The sequence below is a fragment of the Tardiphaga sp. OK246 genome, assembly GCF_900188215.1.
Taxonomy (GTDB): Bacteria; Pseudomonadota; Alphaproteobacteria; order Rhizobiales; family Xanthobacteraceae; genus Tardiphaga; species Tardiphaga robiniae.
Map to the genome: position 1 here is coordinate 85,859 of NZ_FZOX01000001.1, position 24,366 is coordinate 110,224.

Below are 24,366 nucleotides of genomic sequence, written 5' to 3' on the forward strand. Positions count from 1 at the left end.
CCCAAAAATTAGGCCGCCTCGTTGGGCGGCCTCTCTCTCGTTAGTGAACCAGTTTGAATGGGCTAGCCCATCGCAAATGTGGCAGTTAGCATTTTAGAAATGCTTCGCATCATCGGCAATGCGAGTCGAGCGTACAGATCTCGAAGCCAGGGGGAACACGTGACTCTTTACAAACAAATCGAAGAAATCTCGGCAATACGGCGCCTCAACAAAGAACTTGCGGTCCGACTAAGACGAACCCTTGTTTACTCTGAAGATCGCATTGTCGGATAGTGAATAAATTCGTCGCGCTGTCTTTGACCTGCAGCCGAAAATCGCATCTACGGGATGCTACGCCTTATTGCAGCGGGATGTACGATCAAGCGACGTGTCGGCAGACCGCCGCGCTTAATTCGGCCGGGGCCAGCGCGATCATCTGCAGATACTTAAGTTTCAACTTCAGGCCGTGGCCATCACCGTACTTCGGTTTGCCGCTGGCATGGCCCATCAGCTCGTCGGTGAGCTCGTCCGGACACTCGACCGACCGCAGCCGGTCTTTGAGACTGTGGCGCAGCGAATAGAGCGTGTGCATCTTCGACAGCCATATGCCGTTTTCTTCAAAATACTTGTTCACGGTGGCCGACAGCGTATCGCCGTTGTCGGCATATTGCGCAAAGCCGATGGGGAATTCACGCATCGCATCCAGCGAGATGCCGACCAGCGGCACGTCGCGCTCCGAGGCCTGCGATTTCAGCACGCGGCCGAACGGCTTCACCCGCACATGCGGGATCTCCGCATCGAGCAGGATAAAGCCGGGAGTGAGGTTGATAATTTCGACTGGGCGCAACCCGGTATTGACCATGATGCGCACCACGGCCCGCGCCTGGTCGTTGAGGTCATCAAGCGCGCCGGGCCGTAAGATCACGCCGGTGATGAATGGGATCGGATAGGGACTGCGGCTACCATCCTTGCCACCACGCAGCCGCAAGCCGGCGACGATCGTTTCCTTGTCGAGATTGTGCCGCATGCTCACCTCGCGGACCATGCGCGTAATGTGGCTGATGTTCTTGTTGGCGGTTCTTACCTGGATGCCCTCATCTTTCACGCGCTTTGACCAGTGGTCGCGGAGCTTCAGCATCTTCTCGCGCGTCAGATCGTTGACTGTGCCATCGCCAACGACCTCGATCAGGATCTCGATCGCGCGCTCTTTGGCGGCCTTGAATTTCTTCAGCTGGCGCGGAGAGTACCCTAACCGCTCAGTGGCGGTCGCCAGGTCGAATTCGGCGTAGAGCCCGGAGAGCTTGATGGTCGGCGCGGCCACGGCACCCAGAACCGCCGCACGCGTTTCGGGATCGAGCACTCGATCGCCGGTGCCCAGCGCATCGATCCGGCGAATGAGATCGGCCGGCGCTTCCTTGGCGATGGCAGCCGCCGGCAAATATGGAAGGTCGAGGATCAACGAGCGTTTGACGGCAGCGTCGTAGTCGAGCTTCGCTTGCGCCGCGTTGCCGCCAGCGCACATGCGCCAGTACGCCTCGGTATCGAGGTTGAGTCGCTCGGCGATCTCAATCGCCTTGCGTCCGCGCTTGTCGTCTACGACCTTGATGCCGGTCGTCAGCCTGACGGGCACCCGCTTATCGAAGGCAGCAAATTCCTCCGGCACGCGCCGCTGATAGTGCCAGACCCCGTTCCGCTTCGTCAGATACTCACTCACCCTGCACCCATGTAGGACGCTATGTAGGACGAAACCGTCGCAACAAGGGCTTGAAGTGTCAATGGAATTGCGAAAACGCCTTGTTTAAAAGGGGTTTCCGCGAAAGGCGTGGCGCTCCGTAAGGGAATCGAACCCTTATTTTAGCCTTGAGAGGGCCATGTCCTAACCGTTAGACGAACGGAGCGTGCGCGGGAGGGGATAGCCGGGAATGGCGGTGGCTGCAAGATGCTGGCGGCCGCTGCCCCCATGATGGTTATGGTCTCCAAGCGAACTCAGTGGTCTCAGGCGAAATCTAGGGCTCGCTGGCGAATTTCAGCGTTCCGGCGGGTTTAAGGCTCTTGGCGTCGAAAGTGCGGATTTCGGTGCTGCCGCCGACGTCCAGCGTCAGCACGATCCGGTCGCCGGCTACCCCCGTGGAGAGGATTTTGGCGCCTTTCGGCAGGGTCGCGGTCGTCGCCGACGTCACAGTGCTTCCATCCGTGCGGAAAAGGCGGTAGCCGATCACGACGAGCAGCGCGCCGACGCCCAAGGCGGTGGTCAGGCCCGCGATCAGCATCATGCGGCGGACGCGCGCGATCATGGCGGCCTGTTCAAGGGTCGGTTCGGGCGCGCTATCGGCGGCGGGCTGGGTCATGCAAACACTCGTCTCTTAATTCACGGCTCTCGAAGCAACACGCTTCTGTCAGGTAAGGCTTTACGGAATGAACGATCAACGGCTGGATGTCACGGTGCAGGGCGACGAAGGCTCGACCCGGCTCGATCGCGTGCTCGCCGTGCGCAGCCCGGCTTTGTCGCGGTCGCGGCTGAAGGCGCTGATCCTCGCCGGCCAGGTGACGATCACCCGGTCGTCGCAAGACCCCACCCCCGTGCGCGACCCCGCTTATCATGTCGCTGCCGGCGATACGATCACAATCGACGTGCCGCCCGCCATCGCGCCGGAGCCCGAAGGCGAGGATATCGCCCTCGATATCGTGTTCGAGGACGAGGACATCATCGTCATCAACAAGCCCAAGGGGCTCGTTGTGCATCCCGCCGCCGGCCACGAGACGGGCACGCTGGTGAACGCGCTGATCGCCCATTGCGGCGCGTCTTTGTCGGGGATCGGCGGCGTGAAGCGGCCGGGCATCGTGCACCGGCTGGACAAGGACACCACCGGATTGATGGTGGTCGCCAAGAACGACGCCGCGCATGCGTCGCTCACCACACAATTCGCCGATCATGGCCGCACCAACGAGATGCGGCGCGGCTATATGGCCTTTGCCTGGGGTATCCCAAACCGGCCGCGCGGCACGGTGGAAGCGCCGATCGACCGGCATCCCCATGCCCGCGAGAAAATGGCCGTCCGCGAAGGCGGCCGCGATGCCGTCACCCACTGGGAAGTGCTGCAGGAATTCCCGGATCGCCACGGCAAGCCGATCGCCACCCTGCTCGCTTGCCAATTGGAGACCGGCCGGACGCACCAGATCCGCGTGCATCTGGCGCATATTCAGCATCCGCTGATGGGGGATTCGGTCTATGGCTCGCATTTCAAGACCAAGGCGTCGTCGCTGGGCGTAAAGAGCCGCGCGGCGCTGGAAGCGCTCGACCGGCAGGCGCTTCACGCCTATTTGCTGGCGCTGGAGCACCCTCGCACGGGCGAGATTCTGGAGTGGACCAGCGAGCTTCCTCACGATTTGGCGGTTCTGAGAGCCCATATGGCCGTGCCAGAATGACGCAGATGCATATAAAAAAGTAAGCCTTTCCAAACGCTTATATTGGCCCCACGGGAACGTGACAGGGAATTCACTTTCAATACGCTTGTAGTAGGGTGTATGTTGCACCTGCGTCAAATGAGACGCGGAACATCGCAGCCAGGGCGGCTTTAACAAAGCGCTCGCTGCCTGGCCCGCCGCTATCGGGGGTCTGAACCACTGGAGGGCATCATAATGGCCCGTACAGCTACCCTTCCGGTTCTCAATGGAGAATCCGGCCTCTCGCATTACCTCGCCGAGATCCGCAAGTTTCCGATGTTGGAACCTCAGCAGGAATATATGTTTGCCAAGCGTTGGCGCGAGCACGACGATCGCGACGCGGCACATCACCTTGTGACCAGCCATCTGCGACTCGTCGCCAAGATTGCCATGGGCTATCGCGGCTACGGTCTGCCGATCTCCGAAGTTGTCTCGGAAGGCAACGTCGGTCTGATGCAGGCTGTGAAACGCTTCGAGCCGGAGAAAGGCTTCCGCCTGGCCACCTACGCCATGTGGTGGATCAAGGCGTCGATTCAAGAGTACATCCTGCGTTCGTGGTCGCTCGTGAAGATGGGCACCACCGCGAACCAGAAGAAGCTGTTCTTCAACCTGCGTAAGGCGAAGAGCAAGATTTCCGCCCTGGACGAAGGCGATCTTCGCCCCGACCAGGTGAAGCTGATCGCCACGCGTCTCGGCGTGACGGAACAGGACGTGATCGACATGAACCGCCGCCTCGGTGGCGACGCGTCGCTCAACGCACCGATCCGTGACGACGGCGAAGCCGGCGAATGGCAGGACTGGTTGGTCGATAACTCGCCCAATCAGGAAACCATCATGGCGGAGCACGAGGAGTTCGATCATCGCCGTCAGGCGCTGAACGGCGCCATCGGTGTCCTCAACCCGCGCGAACGGCGCATCTTCGAGGCGCGTCGCCTCGCCGATGAACCGATGACGCTGGAAGATCTCGCCTCGGAGTTCGGCGTCTCGCGCGAGCGTGTCCGTCAGATCGAAGTCCGCGCCTTTGAAAAGGTGCAGACCGCGGTCAAGGGCACCATCGCCAAGGCGGAAGCTGCCGCTCTGGAAGCTGCGCACTAACGGGCGCAGCGGATACAACGAATACGAAAGCCGGCGGAAACGCCGGCTTTTTTGTTGGGGTCGATTATCTGATCGGCTTCGCCAGCGCTTCTGTCCGGTCGCGCTCGGTCATGTCGATTACCGTTTCGACAGGTGCCGTCAGTTCATAGACGTAGGACACGTCGGTGAAGTAGCGCTTCGCCGTACCACCCAGCGCTTCCGGCGCCACGCGATCGAGTAGCACCAGACCGAAATCGCTGTCCGGGCGCCGCGTTGCTTCGCTGGTGTTGAACTCTTCCCAGCGGAAATTGAACAGCCCATCCGGCTCACTGCCCGTAATCTCCCAATGCGCAACGATATGCGGATGCTTGCCGACCAGCGACAGGCCCTCGTCGGAATGCGAGGCCAGTTCAAAGAACAGCAGCGACAGGCTCTGCGCGGCGCGCGCGCTGACAATGATATCCGGACCTTCCAGTGCGATACGGTCGGCATGCGGGATCGCTCGCGCCTCGAACAGGCCCTTGAGCTGCACGCCCTGCCACTGGCTCTCGCTCAGCAGCGACACAACATTCGACATCGCGTGAATACGGCCGATCAGGAGATCGCGCGCGTTGTCCACATCGGAGCCGTGGCGCAGCGTGCGTGTCACGATGGACTGGATCACCGCCAAAATGTTTTTCACGCGATGATTGAGCTCGTCGATGACGGCGGTCAGGCGACGTTCGAAGCCGATGCGGATCTCCACCTCGCGCCGCAGCCGCAGATTGGCGTAGGAGACATAGCCAAACAGCCCGCAAACAATGGCCGTCAGCGCGAGGCCGAACCCGCCGACAATGATGGCGGTGCGCTGCGCGCGCAGCTCGGTATTGACCTTCGGATAATAGCCCAGCGACCAGTCACGCCCGCCGAACGAAACCGTGCGCAGGACTGCCAGCGCAGGACCATTCGCCACCAGCGGGCGCGCCGTTACCCTGCCATCGTCATCGGCGACGATTTCGCCATCAGCGACGCGCGGATCTTTCAGTGCCACCGAGAACAATGACATCTCGTCATTGGCCAGCATCAACGGCCCAAGTTCATAGGAGAACGACACGAAGCCGGCCGGCGCGGGATCACCTTCGGGCACAACTGGCGTCACCAGTACCAATCCCAGCGGTCCATCGGGCTGCTGCAGCGGCGTGGGGCTGGAGGCGACCGGCTTGCCCTCGTTCACGGCGCGCACCAGCGTTGGACCTGTGACGGGAGAGAAATTCAGAGCGCGACCGGCGAAGCCTTCGGTGACGGAATTGCGCGGCTCCACATCCATCAGCACGTCGAGCGGCTGCCCCAGCGCCCTGGCATCGAGGCGATCGTCGTTGTAGCTGCGGATCGTAGGATTGCGGTAGCCGGCACTGGCCAGCTCCGCGCTGGCGGCCGCGAATTCGTTCGGCTGCAGGCGAGCGATCCAGGCGGCAATCGCGAAATCGGTCTTGAAGGCGTAGATCGAGGCCCGCAGCGGCTGCAGCATATTGGCCTTCATGACCGTCGGCGCACGAAACAGCCCGGCTGCGACGCGCGCCAGCAATTCGCGCTCGGTCAAACGCTCCTGCACCAGGCTGGCATGGATATCCACGGCCCGGCCCAGCGCGATATTCTCGATCGCCAGCTCCTGGTCATGCACGCGATAGGCCGCAAGGCCGGAGAGCAGAGCTCCGACCAGTGCCAGTAATGCGATAATGAAACCAAGCCGGACCACACGGATACTCGGGAAATTAGGACGTTGCTGCCGGGTCAGCGGCTCAGGAGTATGCCAATCATGCCGGAACAATTTGGTTCCAGCCCGATGGAAATTATTTCCGGACCGGACAAATCTTGAAAAACAGGCTTAACGCAATATCACACGACACATTGGCCGACGGGCATCGACCAGCCCGTCGTTATAGCCAACCCAATATGAACGCCTCAAGTTGAAGCCCGCTCGTGAGAACTACGGCAGAGGCCTTATTCACAAGTCTCAGGCGACTGCCTTGGCCTTGAGGCCGCCCTTGCTCTCAATAAATGAGATAATCCGGTCGAGACCTTCCTGCGTCTTCATATTGGTCATCACAAAGGGCCTGATCCCGCGCATCCGTTTGGCGTCGACGTCCATCTTCTCGAGCGAAGCCCCGACATAGGGCGCCAGATCGATCTTGTTGATCACCAGCAGGTCGGAGCGCGTGATGCCCGGCCCCCCCTTGGAGGGGATCTTGTCGCCGGCCGCGACGTCGATGACGTAGATAGTGATATCGGCCAGTTCCGGCGAGAAGGTCGCCGCGAGGTTGTCGCCGCCGGATTCGATCAGCACCATGTCGAGATCGGGAAACTTGACACGCATGTCGGCAACGGCGGCGAGGTTCATCGAGGCGTCCTCGCGGATCGCCGTATGCGGACAGCCGCCAGTTTCGACGCCAGCAATGCGATCCGCTGTCAGCGAGCCCGAGCGCACCAGATATTCGGCGTCCCACTTCGTGTAGATGTCATTGGTGATCGCCGCGATGTCGTAGCGCTCGCGCATGGTCTTGCACAGCAGGTCCATCAGCGCGGTCTTGCCGGAGCCGACGGGACCGCCAATGCCGACGCGGAGCGGACCGTGAAAACTGGACATGTCAAATGCTCTCCGGGTTAAGGGTGTTGTTGCAAATCATGACCTGAACAGCCGCGTATACTGCGTCTCGTGACGCATGCTGGCGATATCAGAGCGAAATGTCGCGCCACCGAGATCGTCGAGGGATGCGGCCATAGCGCGATGGCCTGTGGTCACGACGACGGGCTCCAGCGCTGCAAGTACGCGCTGGCTGTCGGTCTGACCGAGCGGCACCAGCCGCGCGCCAGCGGAAATCCAGTTCGAGACCACCGCGTGGAAAAAACCATGCATGGTTGCCGACAGCGGCACGCCATGGGCGGCGCTCACAAGTCCGACGGCAACGGGATAGACGATCGGGCTGTCGCATATCGCGATCAGCCGCTCCATACCCTCATGCGACCAGGCATTGCGCGCGATCTCGATGAAGGCCTTGCCTTGCGTGGTGGTCTCCAGCTGACGTTCCCTTGATGGCACGAAGGCGCTGGCGAGTTCGGCAACCTCGCGCAATGCCTTGTCGTCGCCGTCAGATGCCGCGCGGTGCACATGAGCGAGAAACACGCCATCGCAAAACCCTGCGCCATCGGACAGCATCGCCGACAACCAGTCCTGCAGGCTGGCAGCATCGGTGATGTCGCCTGCTTCCACCGCCCATTCGATACCGCTGGAATAGGAAAACGCGCCGACCGGAAAAGCCGGCGACAGCCAGGTCATCAGCCGGTACAGCGCAGCGCCTTCGTCGGCAGACAAGGCGGGAGAGTCGTTCGGCGGGCTGTCGTCCGCCGCTTTATTTGTGGTCATGAGCATGAGAATGACCGTGGTGGTCGTGCTTGCTGTCGTGATCATGATGATGATCGTGATCGTGACCGCAATGCTCGTCATGGACATGCTGGTCATCGCCATGACCGGCATGACCGTGCGCGTCATGGCTGTGGCCATGGTGGTCGTGCCCATGATCGTCGTGACTGTGTCCATGATCGTGATGAGCATGATCATGATGTCCATGACCTGCCGGCTCATGCGCAGCGGCATAGGCGCCGCCTTCGGGATCGAACGGTGCCTCGATCTCGATTACCTTGGCGCCAAGACCCTTCACCATCTCCTCGATGACATGATCGCTGCGGATGCGCAGGCCCTTGGCCATGATCTGCGTCGGCAGATGGCGGTTGCCAAGATGCCAGGCGAGCCGCACCAGATGGCCGGGATCGGTACCACGGATCTCGATCAGTGGCTCCGGCGCTGCGACCACCTCGATCAGGCGGCCGTCTTCCAGCACCAAAGCGTCGCCGCCCCGCAGGGCGACGGCGTTTTCGAGATCCAGCAGAAATTCCAGTCCGCGCGTCCCCGTCATCGCCATGCGGCGACGATGACGATCGTCGAAATCGAGAACGACGGTGTCTGCCGCCGCCTCTGTCCAGTTGTATTGGCCTTTGACCTCAGTCGCGCGGATCATGGAATCTCTCGTTTGGTTTAACGCACCACGACGTCAGCCGGGGTGATGATTTCGATCTTCGGAGGCGCGCTGAAGCATTTCACCGCGACGCGGCCGAAGGTCTTCATATGTTCCTGCGTCCGGTGCGGCACCAGTGCCTCGGCATTCTCCCACTGCTCGACGAACACCATGCGGGTCGGATCGGTGACGCTCTCGTGCAGATCATAGGCGATATTGCCCGCTTCCTTGCGGGTCTCGGCGATACAAGCCTTGGCAGCTTCGATCAGTTCGGCACGGGCTTCGGGTTTCACGGACAAAGTGGCAACGACGTAGATCAAGGGGAGTCCTCCCGGTTTGTTGTTATGGCTAAGAATGCCGGGACGGACATTAGGGGGGAATGCGAGGGGGAGGAAGGGGGGCACCTTTCATCTCACCGCCTCTACTCGTCATTCCGGGGCGCGTCGAAGGCGCAGCCAGCGACGCGAGCCCGGAATCCCGACATGGTGAAGCGCCGTCGTGCCCCAGCGCGAGATTCCGGGTTCGCCGACCGTCGCCTGCGGCGCCGGTTCGGCGCCCCGGAATGACGAGCGATAGCGCACCTCAATACATAAAGTACCTCTGCGCCATCGGCAGCACTTCCGCCGGCTCGCAGGTCAAAAGCTCGCCATCCGCCCTCACCTCATAGGTCTCCGAATCCACCTCGATCTTCGGCGTCGCGCCGTTATGGATCATGCTCTTCTTCGAGATGCCGTCGCGGACATTTTCCACCGCATAGAGCGACTTCTGAATGCCGAGCTTCTTGGCGAGACCGCCGGCCACCGCCGCACCCGATGTGAACACCACCGACGACTGCGTCAGCGCGCGGCCGAAGGCGCCGAACATCGGCTGGTAGTGCACCGGCTGCGGCGTGGGAATGGACGCGTTCGGATCGCCCATTGGCGCCGCGACGATCGAGCCGCCCTTGATGACGAGATCCGGCTTGACGCCAAAGAACGCCGGCGACCACAGCACCAGATCCGCCATCTTGCCCTTCTCCACCGAGCCGATCAGCTTCGAGACACCATGGGCGATAGCGGGGTTGATCGTGTATTTCGCGATGTAGCGCTTGACGCGGAAATTGTCGTTGTTGCCCTTGTCTTCCTTGAGCGAGCCGCGCTGCTTCTTCATCTTGTCGGCGGTCTGCCACGTCCGGATGATGACTTCGCCAAGCCGGCCCATGGCCTGACTGTCTGACGACATCATCGAGAGCGCGCCGAGATCGTGCAGGATGTCCTCGGCGGCGATGGTCTCCTTGCGGATACGGCTTTCGGCAAAGGCCAGATCTTCCGCAATCGACGGATCGAGATGGTGGCACACCATCAGCATGTCCAGATGCTCATCGATGGTGTTGCGGGTGAATGGCCGTGTCGGATTGGTCGAGGACGGCAGCACATTCTTGAGGCCCGCGACCTTGATGATATCGGGCGCATGGCCACCACCGGCACCTTCGGTATGGAAAGCGTGGATGGTGCGGCCCTTGAAGGCCTTGATGGTGTCCTCGACGAAGCCAGACTCGTTCAGCGTGTCGGAATGCAGCATCACCTGCACGTCATAGTCGTCGGCGACGCTGAGGCAGTTGTCGATCGCGGCAGGCGTGGTGCCCCAGTCCTCGTGCAGCTTCAGCGCACAGGCACCGGCATTGATCATTTCCACCAGCGGCGCGGGCTTCGACGCATTGCCCTTGCCGGATATGCCGAGATTGACCGGGAAGGCATCGAAGGACTGGATCATCCGCGCGATGTGCCACGGGCCGGGCGTGCAGGTTGTCGCGAAGGTGCCGTGCGAAGGGCCGGTGCCGCCGCCGAGCATCGAGGTGACCCCCGACATCAGCGCGTGTTCGATCTGCTGCGGACAGATGAAATGGATATGGCTGTCGAAGCCGCCAGCGGTGAGGATCTTGCCCTCGCCCGCGATGACATCGGTGCCGGGACCGACATTGATGGTCACGCCGGGCTGGATATCGGGATTACCGGCCTTGCCGATGGCATGGACCATGCCGCCCTTGAGTGCCACGTCGGCCTTCACGATGCCCCAGTGATCGACGATCAGCACATTGGTGATGACCGTGTCGACGGCGCCCTGCGCGCGTGTCGCCTGCGACTGCCCCATGCCGTCGCGGATCACCTTGCCGCCGCCGAACTTCACTTCTTCGCCGTAGATGGTGAAGTCCTTCTCCACCTCGATGATCAGATCGGTGTCGGCGAGCCGCACGCGGTCGCCGGTGGTCGGGCCGAACATGTCGGCATAGACGGAGCGTTTGATTTTCACGGGCATGTTTTCGCTCCATTGGCCGGAGTATTCCCTCCCCCCCGCGCGAAGCGAAGCTTCGCTGGGCGGGGGAGGGTCAGGGAGGGGGGTGTGCCACAGGTCGCGGCCTCACCGATCGCGAGGACAACACCTTCGAGATTCTTCATGACATCGTCATTGCTGAAACGAAGGACGCGATAGCCACGCGCGGCAAACCAAGCGTCGCGGCGCGCGTCGTGCGCGATGCGCTCTACAAAATCATGGCTTTCACCATCGACTTCGACAATGAGCTTGCTCGCATGGGAAACGAAATCAGCAATGTAAACACCCATCGGGGCTTGTCGACGAAAACCCAAATTTGCCAGACGATGTGCCTTTAGCTGTCGCCACAGCAAGGTCTCGGCGCGAGTCATTACGCGCCGCAGTTCCTTGGCGCGACCGCGCTGAAACTCGCCGACCTCGTTGTGTGGCATACCCCCCTCCCCGCCCCTCCCCCGCAAGGGGGGAGGGAGCACTACGGCCGTCACATTCCCAACAATCACAACTTCACCATTACGTCGCTGCGGAATCCATAGACGGTACGCTTGCCTGCGCCTTCGTTCATTGACGGCGTGACCCGCGACTTCCATAGCTTCGCGCACCCCAACAAGGCGCGCGGCGTCGGGATCTGAAGCGGAGACCGATATCGTGAGATGGAAGAACGTCTATCCATTTGCTGCGGCATGCCTGCTGTTCGCGCTGACGTTCTGGCTATACATGACCCGCGTGATGTGGCTCGGATTTCCGGATGGCTTCATTGCCGAACTGGACGCTGCCGAAGCGATCCTCGTCACCTGGTTCAACTGGTTCAGCATCGCTCTGGGCATCTGGTTCGTGATCCTTGGCATCCGATCGTTCCGTGACGATGTCGGACGTTGGTCATTGTACAGCTGTCTTCTGTTCGTCTCGGTCGTCCTGATATCGCTGGCCATCGATCAATACTTCCGCTCATTCATGATGGACAGCGCCGGCGGCTAGGCGCTCAGAGCTTCCCCATCACATCGCCGCGGAAACCGTAGATCGTGCGTTTGCCGGCGAGTTCGACCAGCTGCACATCGCGGGTCTGGCCGGGCTCGAAGCGCACGGCCGTGCCGGCGGCGATGTCGAGACGCATGCCGCGGGCTTTTTTGCGGTCGAATTTCAGCGCCGGATTGGTTTCGAAGAAATGATAGTGCGAGCCGACCTGGATCGGCCGGTCGCCGGAATTTGCCACCGTCAGCGTGACGGTCTTGCGCCCGGCATTGAGTTCGATCTCGCCGTCCTGGATGAAGAGTTCGCCGGGGATCATGTGACCTCTCGATTTTCTCGGTGTCATGGCCGGGCTTGACTTGGCCATCCACGCCTTAGAGCGCTGAAAATGGATGCCCGGGTCAAGCCCGGGCATGACGGAGTTTGAACTAGCGGATCGGTTCGTGCACCGTGACGAGCTTCGTCCCGTCGGGGAATGTCGCTTCCACCTGAATGTCGTGGATCATCTCGGCGATCCCATCCATGCATTGCGCGCGGGTGATGACCTCGGCGCCGGATTTCATCAGCTCGGCAACGGTGCGGCCGTCGCGCGCGCCCTCGACGATAAAATCGGAGATGATGGCGATGGCTTCGGGATGGTTGAGCTTGACGCCGCGTTCCAGCCGGCGGCGCGCCACGATGGCGGCCATCGAGATCAGGAGCTTGTCTTTTTCGCGGGGAGACAGGTTCATTGCAGGTCTCTGAATAAGTTTAGTTGAGCCACATGCGCGGCAGCATCGCGCCCGATCGTCCAAGCACTGCCATCATGTCGGTGCGCAGCTTGGCCGCATCTTGTGCACAGAAGCGGGCCATTGCAAAGCCGTTCCAGCAGGAGATACCAACTTCGCCGCCGGCGCCATCCGTGGCTTCGCGTAGCCGCTCAATGAGCGCCTCGTCGCCGGGCACGATCAGCGCGGTGCCGATGGCCACCGCGCCATTGCCGATTGCCGGTCTGGCCAGTTTCGCGGCGATATCGCCATCCAGCCGCACGTTTTCCGCGAACACCAGCCTGCCGCCGCGGCGCAGGCGCCAGCGGTCGGCGAAAGACCCCGTCTGCATCACCTCGCCCATGGCCGCACGACCGAACACGACGATCTCGCAGAGCAGCAGGGTCGCGCGATCGGCCAGATCGATATCGATGTGCCTGATGGTGCGGGCCTGATCGAACAGGATGGTTTCCTGCGGCAGCCAGGACAGATGCGCGCCGGCCTCGGCCTTCAGCGCGATGTTGATTTCGGCGGCGGGACCATGGGAGCGATAGATCTTCTCGGCGGCTGCCGTGGTCACTGTCAGGCTCGTGCCCTCACCGGCCGCGATATCGATATCGAAACGGTCGCCGCCTGCCGCACCGCCCGCAGTGTTGACGAACATCGCCGAGAGACCGTCGTCTTCGGGAGACGGGAAGCGCACACGCAGCGAGCCGGATTCATGCAGCTGGCGGCGGCGCGTCTTGCCCTCCACCAGATGCACGTCGAACGTCACCGCGCCGCGGGCACGGTTGGCCGCAAAGATTGCCGATGACGACAGCGTGGTGTTGTCAGCCTGCATGCACTCTCCGGCCTTGAGCCTGCGTTACAGCGCCATCTGGCGGCTGATCTCGGCGGGATCAAGCGTGCTGCGGTCGCAGGTGTATTTCACCGCGCCGCGATCCATCACGGCGAAGTTGTCGCCGAGTTCGCAGGCAAAGTCGAGATACTGCTCCACGAGCACGATGGCGATATTGCCGAGCGAGCGCAGATAGGAAATGGCGCGGCCGATATCCTTGATGATCGATGGCTGGATGCCCTCGGTCGGCTCATCCAGCAGCAGGAGTTTCGGCCGCATCACCAGCGCGCGGCCGATGGCCAGCTGCTGCTGCTGGCCGCCGGAGAGATCGCCGCCGCGCCGCCCCAGCATCGAATTCAGCACCGGAAACAGCGAGAACACGTCATCGGGAATATTGCGGTCGGCGCGCTTCAGCGGCGCATAGCCGGTCTTGAGGTTTTCTTCCACTGTGAGCAGCGGAAAGATCTCGCGGCCCTGCGGCACGAAGGAAATGCCGCGCCGCGCCCGCTCGAACGGCTTCAACGTCGAGATGTCCTGGCCGTCGAACGTGATAGAGCCTGACGAGATCGCCTGCTGGCCGACCATGGCGCGCAGCAGCGACGTCTTGCCGACGCCGTTGCGGCCAAGCACGCAGGTGACCTTGCCGGGCTCCGCCGAGACAGTGACGCCGCGCAGCGCCTGCGCCGCACCATAATAGAGGCTGATATTATCGACTTTCAGCATGGTGATGCCTCAGGCATTCGCGATTTTACTCCGTCATGGCCGGGCCTGTCCCGGCCATCCACGCCTTGTGTATTAGCAGAAAAGACGTGGATGCCCGGGACAAGCCCGGGCATGACGGCGTGTGTGGTGAAGTGCTGCATCATCACCGCCCCAAATACACTTCGACCACGCGGTCATTGGTCGACACCTGATCGATGGTGCCTTCGGCCAGTACCGTGCCTTCGTGCAGACAGGTCACCTTGACGCCGAGTTCGCGCACGAAGGTCATGTCGTGCTCGACCACCATGACGGTCTTGTTGTCGCGATTGATCGCTTTCAGCAGCTCGGCCGTCTGGTGCGTTTCCACATCGGTCATACCCGCGACAGGCTCGTCCACCAGCAGCAGCTTCGGGTCCTGCGCCAGCAGCATGCCGATTTCGAGCCACTGTTTCTGGCCGTGGGAGAGATTGCCGGCGAGACGGTCGCGCGAGTCCGTGAGGCGAATGGTCTCAAGCACCTTGTCGATGCGCTCGGCTTCGGCACGATTGCCGCGCCAGAAAAGTGTGCCGCGCACACTGTGATCGACATTCAGCGCCAGCAAAAGATTGTCATAGATCGTCTGGCTCTCGAACACCGTCGGCTTCTGGAATTTGCGACCGATGCCGAGCTCGGCGATCTTGGTTTCATCCAGCAGCGTCAGGTCGTGAATGCCGTCGAAATAGACGTCGCCCTCGTCCGGCTTTGTCTTGCCGGTGATGATGTCCATCATCGTGGTTTTGCCGGCGCCGTTGGGGCCGATGATGGCGCGCATCTCGCCGGGAGCGAGCACCATCGACAGGTTGTTGATGGCATGGAAGCCATCGAACGACACATGAACGCCGTCGAGATAGAGCTGCGCGGAGGTGATGCGCTTCTGCCGGGCTTCCGCTTCGCGTGCTGCGACGATGGGATCAATGATAGCGGGCGCGTGGGAGGCCGGCGTTGCGGGGGCTGGCGTTTCAATCACGGTCATCACGCCTTCTCCGCCAGATGGGGTTTGGTGACGCCATCTTCCGCTGCAGCGCTATCGGCATTCGCGCTATTGCTGGCTTTGCGACTTTCCGACCATGCATTGAAGGTGCCGATGATGCCCTTGGGCAGCAACAGCGTCACGAGAATGAACAGCGCGCCCAGCATGAACAGCCAGTAGGGTGCAAGGGCGCCGGATGTGAACACCGTCTTGGCGTAGTTGACCACGACCGCGCCGAGCGCCGCGCCGACCAGCGTGCCACGACCGCCGACCGCGACCCAGATGACGGCCTCGATGGAGTTGGCCGGCGCAAATTCACCGGGATTGATGATACCCACCTGCGGCACATAGAGCGCCCCCGCAACGCCGGCCATGCAGGCCGACAGCGTGAACACGAACAGCTTGTAGGATTCGACGCGGTAGCCCAAAAATCTTGTGCGGGATTCCGCGTCGCGTATGGCGATCAGCACCTTGCCGAGCTTCGAGGTGACGATGGCACGGCAGACGAGGAAGCCGATGATCAGCGCCAGACAGCTCAGCGCGAACAGCGCCGCACGGGTGCCGTCGGCCTGCACGTTGAATCCGAGGATGTCCTTGAAATCGGTCAGGCCGTTATTGCCGCCGAAACCGAAATCGTTGCGGAAGAAGGCCAGCAGCAGCGCGTAGGTCATCGCCTGGGTGATGATCGACAGATACACGCCAGACACGCGCGAGCGGAAGGTGAGCCAGCCGAACACGAAAGCCAGGATGCCCGGCGCGATCAGTACCATGGCTGCTGCAAACCAGAACATGTCGAAGCCATACCAGTACCATGGCAGCGCCTTGTAGTTCAGGAACACCATGAAGTCCGGCAGCAGCGGATTGCCATAGACACCGCGCGAGCCGATCTGACGCATCAGATACATGCCCATGGCATAACCGCCGAGCGCGAAGAAGGCACCGTGACCGAGCGAGAGAATGCCGCAATAGCCCCAGATCAGATCGATCGAGAGCGCGAGAATGGCGTAGCAGACATATTTGCCGAACAGCGCCATCAGATAGGTCGGCACCTGCAGCGGCGAGTCCGCCGGCAGCAACAGGTTCGACAGCGGAATGAGAATGCCGACGGCGGCGACGATCAGCAGGAAGATCGTGGCGCTGCGGTCCAGCGTTCGGGTGAGGAAATGCGGCGTCATGCTTCGATCGCCCTACCCTTGAGCGCGAACAGACCGCGCGGCCGTTTCTGAATGAACAGGATGATCAGCACCAGGATGGCGATCTTGCCAAGCACGGCGCCTGCGACCGGCTCCAGGAACTTGTTGGCGATGCCGAGCGAGAACGCACCGACCAGCGTGCCCCACAGATTGCCGACGCCGCCGAACACCACGACCATGAAACTGTCGATAATGTAGCTCTGGCCCAGATTGGGCGAGACGTTGTCGATCTGCGACAGCGCCACGCCGGCAATGCCCGCGATGCCGGAGCCGAGGCCGAAAGTCAGCGCGTCGACACGCGAGGTCGCGATGCCCATGGATGCCGCCATGCGGCGGTTCTGGGTGACGGCGCGCATCTCAAGTCCGATCGAGGTGTAGCGCAGCATGGCCAGCAGGATGGCGAACACGGCAAGCGTGAAGCACAGGATCCAGAGCCGGTTGTATGTGATGGTGAGCTGACCGAGCTCGAATGCACCGGACATCCAGGAGGGATTGCCGACCTCGCGATTGGTCGGGCCGAACATGGTGCGCACCGCCTGTTGCAGCACCAGCGACAGCCCCCAGGTCGCCAGCAGCGTTTCCAGCGGACGGCCGTAGAGGAAACGGATGATGGTGCGCTCGATGACGATGCCGAGGAGACCAGCGACGATGAAGGCCAGCGGCACCGCCATCAGCAGCGAATAATCGAACAGGCCAGGATAGCTGGTGCGGATCACGTCCTGCACCACGAAGGTGACATAGGCGCCGATCATCACCATCTCGCCATGCGCCATGTTGATGACGCCCATCACGCCGAAGGTGATGGCGAGACCGATGGCGGCGAGCAGGAGAACCGAGCCGAGCGACAATCCATACCAGGCGTTCTGACCGATCGACCACAGTGTCTGCCGGCTGTTGATTGCCGTGACGGCGCTGGCCGCGCTGCGCGCGACGCCGACGGTCTGGTCGCTAGGCAGGCTGGTGAGCAGCGCCAGCGCGTCCTGATCGCCGCGCCCCTTGATGATCGCAATGGATTCGATCTTCTCGGCCTCGGTCGCATCTTCCTTGTAGAGCAGGATCGCCGCGCGGGCCTCGGTGAAGGCCTGTTTGGCGACCTTGTTGGTTTCTTTCTCCAGCGCGGTCTCGATCACCGGCAGCATCGCGGTCTCGTGGCTCTTGAACACCGACTGCGCCGAGGCGATGCGCTTGGCGGGATCCGGCGACATCAGCGTGAGTCCGCCCAGTGCAGATTCGATATTGCGGCGCAGGCGGTTGTTGAGGCGCACCGCGGCGGCGCTGGCCGGCACTTCTGCGACGGCTTCACCGGTCGCAGCATCGGTGACCTTGCCGTCGGTGCCAGTGAGATAAACCTTCTTGCTGTCGGGATCGGCGGAGAGGCGACCTTCCTGCAGCGCGGTGATCACAGCGAAAGCCTGCGGATTGCCGGAGGTGGCAATGATGCCCACGGCTTCGTCGCTGTCGGAGAAATCATCATTGGCGAATTTGGCGACGGCATCCTCGAAAGGACCCGCAAAGGCCGGAATGGCGGTCGCGACGATCAGCAGAAATGCAACAGCGATCGCGCGGAAACGATAAAGGAGATCAGTCACTGGAAAACCCCGGCCGAAGAAAAAAGAGAAGGCGACGGATTCACCGCCTTCTCCAGTTTTGGGAGTCTCGTGTCAGAAGAGTCTCGGGAGGATCATCATTGCGGGCGGAAAATGCCCGCAATGATGGAGAACACAGAACCTCAGAGCGAGATCAGGAACCCTGACCGCCGCACTTGTTGGTCTTGGTGTTGAAGTTGCCGCACTTCTTGCCAACCCAGTCGCCAATCAGGTCCTTGGAGCCGTCGAGCTCCTTCGACCATGCATCGCCAGCCACCAGCGCCGGGGTCTTCCAGACCACGTCGAACTGGCCATTGGCTTTGATTTCGCCAATGAACACCGGCTTGGTGATGTGGTGGTTCGGCAGCATCTTGGAGGTACCGCCGGTCAGGTTCTTGGCTTCGATGCCGGGCAGAGCGTCGATGACCTTGTCGGCTTCGATCGACTTGGCCTTCTCGACCGCCTTCACCCACATGTTGAAGCCGATCACGGTGGCTTCCATCGGGTCGTTGGTCACGCGCTTCGGATTCTTGGTGAAGGCCTGCCATTCCTTGATGAACTTCTCGTTCTCAGGATTCTTGATCGACTGGAAGTAGTTCCAGGCCGCGAGATGGCCGAGCAGCGGCTTGGTGTCGATGCCGGCGAGTTCTTCTTCACCCACCGAGAACGCAACCACCGGAATGTCGGTCGCCTTGATGCCCTGGTTGCCGAGTTCCTTGTAGAACGGAACGTTGGCATCGCCGTTGATGGTCGAGACCACGGCGGTCTTCTTGCCGGCCGAGCCGAACTTCTTGATGTCGGCCACGATCGTCTGCCAGTCACTATGACCAAACGGCGTGTAGTTGATCATGATGTCTTCCTGCTTGACGCCCTTCGACTTCAAGTAGGCTTCCAGAATCTTGTTGGTGGTGCGCGGATAGACGTAGTCGGTGCCAGCGAGCACCCAGCGCTTCACCTTCTCGTCCTTCATCAGGTAGTCGACGGCCGGGATCGCCTGCTGGTTCGGAGCAGCACCCGTGTAGAACACGTTACGCTCGGACTCTTCGCCCTCGTACTGCACGGGATAGAACAGGATGTTGTTCAGTTCCTTGAACACCGGGAGAACCGACTTGCGCGACACCGAGGTCCAGCAGCCGAACACGACGGCAACCTTGTCCTTGGTGATCAGCTCGCGTGCCTTTTCGGCGAACAGCGGCCAGTTCGATGCGGGATCGACCACCACGGCTTCGAGCTTCTTGCCGTTCACGCCGCCCTTCTTGTTCTGCTGATCGATCATGAACAGCACGGTATCTTTCAGCGTGGTCTCGGAAATCGCCATGGTGCCCGACAGCGAATGCAGGACGCCGACCTTGATGGTGTCGTCTGCCGCTTTGGCCGGCGAAAATGCCGACAGGCCCAGAGCCAGACCCGTCGCGGCAGCCATCAGGCTCCGGCGTGAGATCGGCTTGGCTATAGCGTGAGTCAAATTGGTAATCATGTGCGGTCTCTCCCTGACGCAGACGAAATCAATGCGGAACGGCCCCACGGCCGGCGCGTTAGGGAGATCGCAAGAAGTGTGCCAGCCCCGGAACACACGTTAAGTGATTGGGATTGTTCGCGTGTTTCTGATTTTCAGAAAGTGCTGAGGTTTTCCTGTTTATTTCTTGTGCAGAAAAATTGATCATGCACACGGCAAACAGCTTAAATAATCGCCAAAAATTGCCTCATGTCTAAATTTCATGCAGCGGTATTTTGTCGCTGGTTTTAACCCTCACGCCGATTGACCTTGAATCCGCCGCCTTGCTGTTCCATATCAATCGAACGACCTAGAGAATCATCAGGTCCTTGCGAGCCGCGTGTTCTGATCCCGTCTTTACTCTGATCTCCTCAGGGCAGTTCGACGGTTTCTGGCTTGCCCCTTCAGCTAACCAGAACTGACGCCCCAAACACGCGGGTGTCCCAGACACACTCGCGCGCTCCCTGGCCCCATGGTCTTTGAATCATGGCCGGGCGCCTGCTTTCACTTTGGAAAGATTAATCTTTTGACCACCTTTCAGGAATTCGGCCTCGCCGATCCCATCACCCGTGCGCTTAAAGAAGAAAACTACACGACCCCGACCCCGATCCAGGCCCAGACCATCCCGATCGCCATCACCGGCAAGGACGTGATCGGCATCGCCCAGACCGGTACCGGCAAGACCGCTTCCTTCGCGCTCCCCATCCTTCACCGCCTGCTCGAGAACCGCATCAAGCCGCAGCCCAAGACCTGCCGCGTGCTGGTGCTGAGCCCGACCCGCGAACTCTCCGGCCAGATCCTCGACTCGTTCAACGCCTATGGGCGCCATATGCACCTCGCATCGGCGCTGGCCATTGGCGGCGTGCCGATGGGCCGTCAGGTCCGTTCGCTGATGCAGGGCGTCGACGTCCTCGTCGCCACCCCGGGCCGCCTGCTCGACCTCGTGCAGAGCAACGGCCTCAAGCTCAACATGGTTGAGTTCCTGGTGCTCGACGAAGCCGACCGCATGCTCGATATGGGCTTCATCAACGACATCCGCAAAGTCGTCGCCAAGCTCCCGATCAAGCGCCAGACGCTGTTCTTCTCGGCCACCATGCCGAAGGATATCGCCGATCTTGCCGAAGCAATGCTCAAGGATCCGGCCCGCGTCGCGGTGACCCCGGTTGCTTCCACCGTGGAGCGCATCAGCCAGCGGATCATGCTGGTCGATCACTCCGCCAAGCCGACGATCCTCGCTCAGATCCTCAAGACCGAGACAGTTGACCGCGCCCTTGTGTTCACCCGCACCAAGCACGGCGCCGACAAGGTCGTGAAGGGGCTCGAGCGCGCCGGCATCGCCGCTGCCGCGATCCACGGCAACAAGTCGCAGAACCACCGCGAGCGCACGCTGGCCCAGTTCCGCACCGGCGAAATCCGCACTTTGGTGGCCACCGACATCGCCGCCCGCGGCATCGACGTCGACGGCATCACCCATGTGGTGAACTTCGACCTGCCGAATATCCCGGAAACCTATGTCCACCGAATCGGCCGCACGGCCCGTGCCGGACGCGAAGGCATTGCAATCTCGCTTTGCGCCGGCGAGGAAATGGCGTATCTGCGCGATATTGAAAAGCTGATCCGCATTTCGCTTCCGAAGGAAGACCGCCGCACCCCAGGCCGCAACGACGTGGGGCCGTCGCCTTCCCAGAACCGTGGCGGTCAGCGCAACGGTCGCTCCGCCCCGCACGCACCACGCAGCAATGACGGAGCGCCCGGCAAGAACGCGCGCAATCGTCGTCGTCCGCATGGCGGCAACGGGGGCGCATCGCAACCGAACCGCGATCATGGTCGGAACGAGAATGCGAGACACGAGAATGCACGGCATGAGCCGATCTCACGTCCGGCCAACCAGGCTGGAACTGCGACTAAAGAAGGAATGCAGGGCGTTGCCTTCCTGCACCGCGAAAGCCGACCGAATACAACCCCGAACCGCACCCAGCGGCCACGCTAACAGCCGATCGATCTGGAGCTAACAATGGCCAAAGAAGAGCTGATCCAGTTCGAAGGACTGGTGACCGAAATCCTCCCCGATGCACGCTATCGCGTGCAATTAGATGCAGGACACGAAATCGTCGCCTACACCGCCGGCAAGATGAAGAAGAACCGCATCAAGACGCTGGCCGGCGACCGCGTGACCATCGAAATGTCGCCCTACGATCTCGAAAAGGGTCGTCTGATTTTCCGCCACAAGGACGAGCGTCCCGGCGGTCCTCCGCGTGGCGCACCGCCGCGCGGTCAGTTCCGTCGCCGCTAAGCGCATCCCGCGTTTAACTGTCGACAGTTTAAATCGCAACGACAACCCATCCGCGCATCGGATCACTCGCGATCCCGCGGATGGGTAAGCGTTCCTGACCGTTCGTGCGCAATCAAAAAATCGTGCGCGTCAGGATTGTTTTGAGGGGGCGCTTCCCCTAATATGAGTTAATCGATTTTCGGCCGGACGACATTATCTATCCCCCGGTGCAGCCGGTCTAGACTGACGACCCTTCCAAAAATTCGATGTCACCAGCCCACATCTGTTGCGTGGGCTACACTATATCTTTGAGAAGGGACTACCCCCATGAGCATGGGAACAGTGAAGTGGTTTAACGCGACCAAGGGCTTCGGCTTCATTCAGCCGGACGATGGTGGCAACGACGTGTTCGTTCACATCAGCGCCGTTGAGCGTGCCGGTCTCGGCACCCTGCGTGAAGGCCAGAAGATCAGCTACGAAATCGTTGCTGATCGTCGTTCCGGCAAGTCGTCGGCCGACAATCTCCGCGCCGCAGGCTAAACGATCACTCGCAAGCTTGATGCTTGCGAACTAATCGACTGAATACGAAAAGGCCGCGCTCTTGAGCGCGGCCTTTTTGCTGAAGCATGATCCGGGAAAGTGGACCGACGATCGTTCGCTGCAACTACAAATGCGCAGCGCATGATCGCAAGTTACGGCGTGCAGCTCGTCACCATTACGACGCAGGAGGTTTGACGCGGCCGCGTGTACATCGCATCGGACAGCGTGAGCCCGCCCTTCGGCACGACCCAGCCGATCGTCGGCACGTATGTATAGTTGGCCTCGCCGAGGATCAGATACTGGTTCGCCACATAGTTCCCGTTGGCGTCCTTGACGATCAGATTGGTGGGAACCGATACGACCGTGCCCACGTCCTTCTTTTGGTCGCCGCGACTCCACACAACTTTGGCGGTCTTGCTCGATGGATCGATATAGACTTGGCTGATGGTCGCCTTGAGCTGCGTCTTGTCATAAGGCGTCAGCATCGCATCGGCGATGATGAAGAAGTTCGAGACATCGGTTTCCGCCAGCGTCGTGTAGCGTGACGCCAGGTCGGCCATCCCCTGTGAGATCTGACTGACCTTGCGATCGACGGCAAAACCGTTGGAAACGTCCAGCATGCCGAAGAACATCAGGAACATCAGCGGGATTATCATCGCGAATTCGACCGCGGAGACGCCTCTCGTGTCGTCTCGCAACAGCAAGGCCCGTCGCCAGGCTGCCAGTGCTGCCATACGCACGCGCATTGTCCCGATCCCTGCCATCACTGCGGCCCGGTCGCCGCTGTCGCGGCCAGCAGGCGCTTGCTGCTCGTCGTTCCACGACTGATATTGGCGATATTGTAGCCGAGGCCGGTCACATAAAGCGGCCACTGATAGAAGCCGCGCACGACCACCGTCTTGCTCGTCGGACAGGCCGGCGGCTGGTAGACGAGATTCGTCGACACATAGTTGCCGCTGGCGTCGATCGGATCCGAAATCGTGATCGCTGTGCCGGGATCGTACGAGCGCACATCGATGTCGAGCTTGGTGCAATCCATCAGCGCCGATGCGCGCGCGCAGACCGACGTCTTGAAATCGACGGCTGTAGCTGCAGCGGAACACGTATAGACCGACCGCGCGGCATCCTGGACGCCGGTTTCAAGGACCTGCCCCGCCAGAAACACCATGCCGGTTTCCATGATGGCAAAAATCAGCGCGAAGAAGATCGGCGCGATCATCGCGAATTCGACCGCGGCCGAGCCGCTGCTGTTATGGCCGAAGCGGCGCAGCCGCCCGGCGAGCGTCGCCATCGAGATCAGCGGTAGCAGCATCTGCAAGTGCCTCGGTGATAGGAAGTAACTACCGCCGAGATGTATCGGAAACAGATTGTTGAAGTGTTTCGCCGGATCGAGACAACACGGCTCGATGCGTTAACCCGCAATTAACCATGTGGCAGGACGCTTGCGATGGTGTCCGGCGGGATTGGTCTGACCGATGAAAAGTGGTGGCTTAGAGCATGATCCCGAAAAGTGGATGCCGGTTTTCGGATAGGATCATGCTCCAACAAAGAAAAACGCTAAGTCTGATTCATCGGAGATGAATGAGACTCTAGTTGTTCCTCGCCCCGATCGTCGCGGCCTGACTGCCGATGGCGCCGGCCTGATCCATCGTCGACTTGAAGAAGGTTTCCCCGTCACCCAGCGTCAAACGCCGCTCGCAATTCGCCGCGCAGCTATAGGTCTCCCGGCTCATACCGCGATAGACCGTCACGACCTTGTCGGTCGGCCCTTCCACCTGAATAACGCGGTCCATCAGCACGGAGCCCTGGCGATCAATGGCAATCACATTGGTGGCGCCATAGCTCTTGCCGGTGACGACGACCATGCCGCCGGCCTGCAGCGTCACATCGGCGATCAAGGGGTTGCCGACCACGATGGTCGCGATCTTCTCGGGAAATTTGACGAGCCTGGCCTGATCGACGCTGACTGCGATCAGATCATTCGCAGGGGCCGCAAGACCGCCCACCGGCAACAGCATGGTCCCTGCCGCCAGAGCACGGGCCACAAACACCGCGCGCATCCGCGCGCGCTTCGACTGAAACGACATCCTGTACTCCGGGACGATACAAGCCGACAAAAGCAGATACGCAGCGGTGCCGGCGCCCGACATGGCAAATGTGCCG

At 61.1% G+C, this 24,366-nt stretch carries 26 protein-coding genes and 1 tRNA gene; 6 read left to right on the top strand and 21 right to left on the bottom strand.

All coding sequences use genetic code 11. The features are described from left to right. Positions 1-358 precede the first annotated feature (358 nt). From CHC01_RS00410 to CHC01_RS00420, 3 genes are all read right to left on the bottom strand, one after another. A complete protein-coding gene (locus CHC01_RS00410) occupies positions 359-1,693 on the bottom strand; it encodes a site-specific integrase (protein WP_089261501.1) in 1,335 nt (444 codons plus the stop codon). A 109-nt stretch (positions 1,694-1,802) separates the two neighbouring features. After that, a tRNA-Glu gene (locus tag CHC01_RS00415) sits at positions 1,803-1,877 on the bottom strand. Positions 1,878-1,985: 108 nt separating this feature from the next. Then, positions 1,986-2,327, bottom strand: a complete 342-nt coding sequence (locus CHC01_RS00420) for a hypothetical protein (RefSeq protein ID WP_089261503.1) — start codon at positions 2,325-2,327, stop codon at positions 1,986-1,988. 67 nt (positions 2,328-2,394) lie between these two features. On the opposite strand from CHC01_RS00420, the gene CHC01_RS00425 reads away from it, so the two are divergent. Continuing rightward, a complete protein-coding gene (locus tag CHC01_RS00425; protein ID WP_089261504.1) occupies positions 2,395-3,405 on the top strand; it encodes an RluA family pseudouridine synthase in 1,011 nt (336 codons plus the stop codon). Positions 3,406-3,618: 213 nt separating this feature from the next. Beyond that, complete coding sequence (gene rpoH, locus CHC01_RS00430; RefSeq protein WP_089261507.1) at positions 3,619-4,518, top strand: RNA polymerase sigma factor RpoH; 900 nt, start codon at positions 3,619-3,621, stop codon at positions 4,516-4,518. 64 nt (positions 4,519-4,582) lie between these two features. Here rpoH and CHC01_RS00435 read toward each other — a convergent pair whose 3' ends face one another. The 7 genes from CHC01_RS00435 to CHC01_RS00465 form a co-directional block, all read right to left on the bottom strand. Further along, complete coding sequence (locus CHC01_RS00435) at positions 4,583-6,232, bottom strand: CHASE domain-containing protein (RefSeq protein WP_089261509.1); 1,650 nt, start codon at positions 6,230-6,232, stop codon at positions 4,583-4,585. Positions 6,233-6,490: 258 nt separating this feature from the next. Next, positions 6,491-7,120: an urease accessory protein UreG gene (gene ureG, locus CHC01_RS00440; protein WP_089261511.1), complete on the bottom strand. Its 630-nt coding sequence runs from the start codon at positions 7,118-7,120 to the stop codon at positions 6,491-6,493. 36 nt (positions 7,121-7,156) lie between these two features. Further along, positions 7,157-7,897, bottom strand: coding sequence for an urease accessory protein UreF (locus CHC01_RS00445; protein ID WP_244558238.1), 741 nt, complete (start codon positions 7,895-7,897; stop codon positions 7,157-7,159). Then, entirely contained in the window at positions 7,884-8,549 is a 666-nt protein-coding gene (locus tag CHC01_RS00450) for an urease accessory protein UreE (RefSeq protein ID WP_089261515.1), read from the bottom strand. The genes CHC01_RS00445 and CHC01_RS00450 overlap by 14 nt, the downstream gene beginning before the upstream one ends. A gap of 17 nt (positions 8,550-8,566) precedes the next feature. Then, complete coding sequence (locus CHC01_RS00455; RefSeq protein ID WP_068733944.1) at positions 8,567-8,866, bottom strand: putative quinol monooxygenase; 300 nt, start codon at positions 8,864-8,866, stop codon at positions 8,567-8,569. Between the two features lie 262 nt (positions 8,867-9,128). Continuing rightward, a complete protein-coding gene (ureC, locus tag CHC01_RS00460) occupies positions 9,129-10,841 on the bottom strand; it encodes an urease subunit alpha (protein WP_068733942.1) in 1,713 nt (570 codons plus the stop codon). Then, the gene (locus CHC01_RS00465) at positions 10,832-11,287 is read right to left on the bottom strand and encodes an endonuclease domain-containing protein (RefSeq protein WP_089263568.1); all 456 of its coding nucleotides are present in this window, start codon (positions 11,285-11,287) and stop codon (positions 10,832-10,834) included. The genes ureC and CHC01_RS00465 overlap by 10 nt, the downstream gene beginning before the upstream one ends. A 214-nt stretch (positions 11,288-11,501) precedes the next feature. Between CHC01_RS00465 and CHC01_RS00470 the strand changes: the two genes are divergently transcribed. Next, the gene (locus CHC01_RS00470; protein ID WP_089261517.1) at positions 11,502-11,831 is read left to right on the top strand and encodes a hypothetical protein; all 330 of its coding nucleotides are present in this window, start codon (positions 11,502-11,504) and stop codon (positions 11,829-11,831) included. Between the two features lie 4 nt (positions 11,832-11,835). On the opposite strand, the gene CHC01_RS00475 is transcribed toward CHC01_RS00470, so the two are convergent. The 8 genes from CHC01_RS00475 to urtA all read right to left on the bottom strand — a co-directional run bounded on the left by CHC01_RS00475 (position 11,836) and on the right by urtA (position 19,373). Next, positions 11,836-12,141, bottom strand: a complete 306-nt coding sequence (locus CHC01_RS00475) for an urease subunit beta (protein ID WP_089261519.1) — start codon at positions 12,139-12,141, stop codon at positions 11,836-11,838. A gap of 109 nt (positions 12,142-12,250) precedes the next feature. Further along, complete coding sequence (locus tag CHC01_RS00480) at positions 12,251-12,553, bottom strand: urease subunit gamma (RefSeq protein WP_068733936.1); 303 nt, start codon at positions 12,551-12,553, stop codon at positions 12,251-12,253. A 19-nt stretch (positions 12,554-12,572) separates the two neighbouring features. Then, entirely contained in the window at positions 12,573-13,409 is an 837-nt protein-coding gene (locus tag CHC01_RS00485) for an urease accessory protein UreD (RefSeq protein ID WP_089261521.1), read from the bottom strand. Between the two features lie 24 nt (positions 13,410-13,433). Further along, a complete protein-coding gene (gene urtE / locus CHC01_RS00490; RefSeq protein WP_068733931.1) occupies positions 13,434-14,129 on the bottom strand; it encodes an urea ABC transporter ATP-binding subunit UrtE in 696 nt (231 codons plus the stop codon). A gap of 142 nt (positions 14,130-14,271) precedes the next feature. Continuing rightward, positions 14,272-15,120, bottom strand: coding sequence for an urea ABC transporter ATP-binding protein UrtD (gene urtD / locus CHC01_RS00495; protein WP_089261523.1), 849 nt, complete (start codon positions 15,118-15,120; stop codon positions 14,272-14,274). Beyond that, positions 15,120-16,292: an urea ABC transporter permease subunit UrtC gene (gene urtC / locus CHC01_RS00500; protein WP_089261525.1), complete on the bottom strand. Its 1,173-nt coding sequence runs from the start codon at positions 16,290-16,292 to the stop codon at positions 15,120-15,122. The genes urtD and urtC overlap by 1 nt, the downstream gene beginning before the upstream one ends. After that, a complete protein-coding gene (urtB, locus tag CHC01_RS00505) occupies positions 16,289-17,899 on the bottom strand; it encodes an urea ABC transporter permease subunit UrtB (RefSeq protein ID WP_089261527.1) in 1,611 nt (536 codons plus the stop codon). The genes urtC and urtB overlap by 4 nt, the downstream gene beginning before the upstream one ends. Before the next feature lie 151 nt (positions 17,900-18,050). Further along, a complete protein-coding gene (gene urtA / locus CHC01_RS00510) occupies positions 18,051-19,373 on the bottom strand; it encodes an urea ABC transporter substrate-binding protein (RefSeq protein WP_068733926.1) in 1,323 nt (440 codons plus the stop codon). A gap of 490 nt (positions 19,374-19,863) precedes the next feature. On the opposite strand from urtA, the gene CHC01_RS00515 reads away from it, so the two are divergent. From CHC01_RS00515 to CHC01_RS00525, 3 genes are all read left to right on the top strand, one after another. Continuing rightward, a complete protein-coding gene (locus CHC01_RS00515) occupies positions 19,864-21,381 on the top strand; it encodes a DEAD/DEAH box helicase (protein ID WP_089261529.1) in 1,518 nt (505 codons plus the stop codon). A gap of 24 nt (positions 21,382-21,405) precedes the next feature. Then, positions 21,406-21,684, top strand: a complete 279-nt coding sequence (gene infA, locus CHC01_RS00520) for a translation initiation factor IF-1 (RefSeq protein WP_068733922.1) — start codon at positions 21,406-21,408, stop codon at positions 21,682-21,684. Positions 21,685-21,990: 306 nt separating this feature from the next. After that, positions 21,991-22,203 (top strand): cold-shock protein, encoded by a 213-nt coding sequence (locus CHC01_RS00525; protein ID WP_011474122.1) that lies wholly within the window; start codon positions 21,991-21,993, stop codon positions 22,201-22,203. A gap of 152 nt (positions 22,204-22,355) precedes the next feature. Here the strand turns inward: CHC01_RS00525 and CHC01_RS00530 are convergent, their stop codons facing one another. The 3 genes from CHC01_RS00530 to CHC01_RS00540 form a co-directional block, all read right to left on the bottom strand. Then, entirely contained in the window at positions 22,356-22,949 is a 594-nt protein-coding gene (locus tag CHC01_RS00530) for a TadE/TadG family type IV pilus assembly protein (protein WP_176454459.1), read from the bottom strand. A gap of 17 nt (positions 22,950-22,966) precedes the next feature. Continuing rightward, positions 22,967-23,515, bottom strand: coding sequence for a TadE/TadG family type IV pilus assembly protein (locus tag CHC01_RS00535; protein WP_089263569.1), 549 nt, complete (start codon positions 23,513-23,515; stop codon positions 22,967-22,969). Positions 23,516-23,792: 277 nt separating this feature from the next. Continuing rightward, entirely contained in the window at positions 23,793-24,290 is a 498-nt protein-coding gene (locus CHC01_RS00540) for a pilus assembly protein N-terminal domain-containing protein (protein ID WP_089263570.1), read from the bottom strand. Positions 24,291-24,366: the final 76 nt, after the last annotated feature.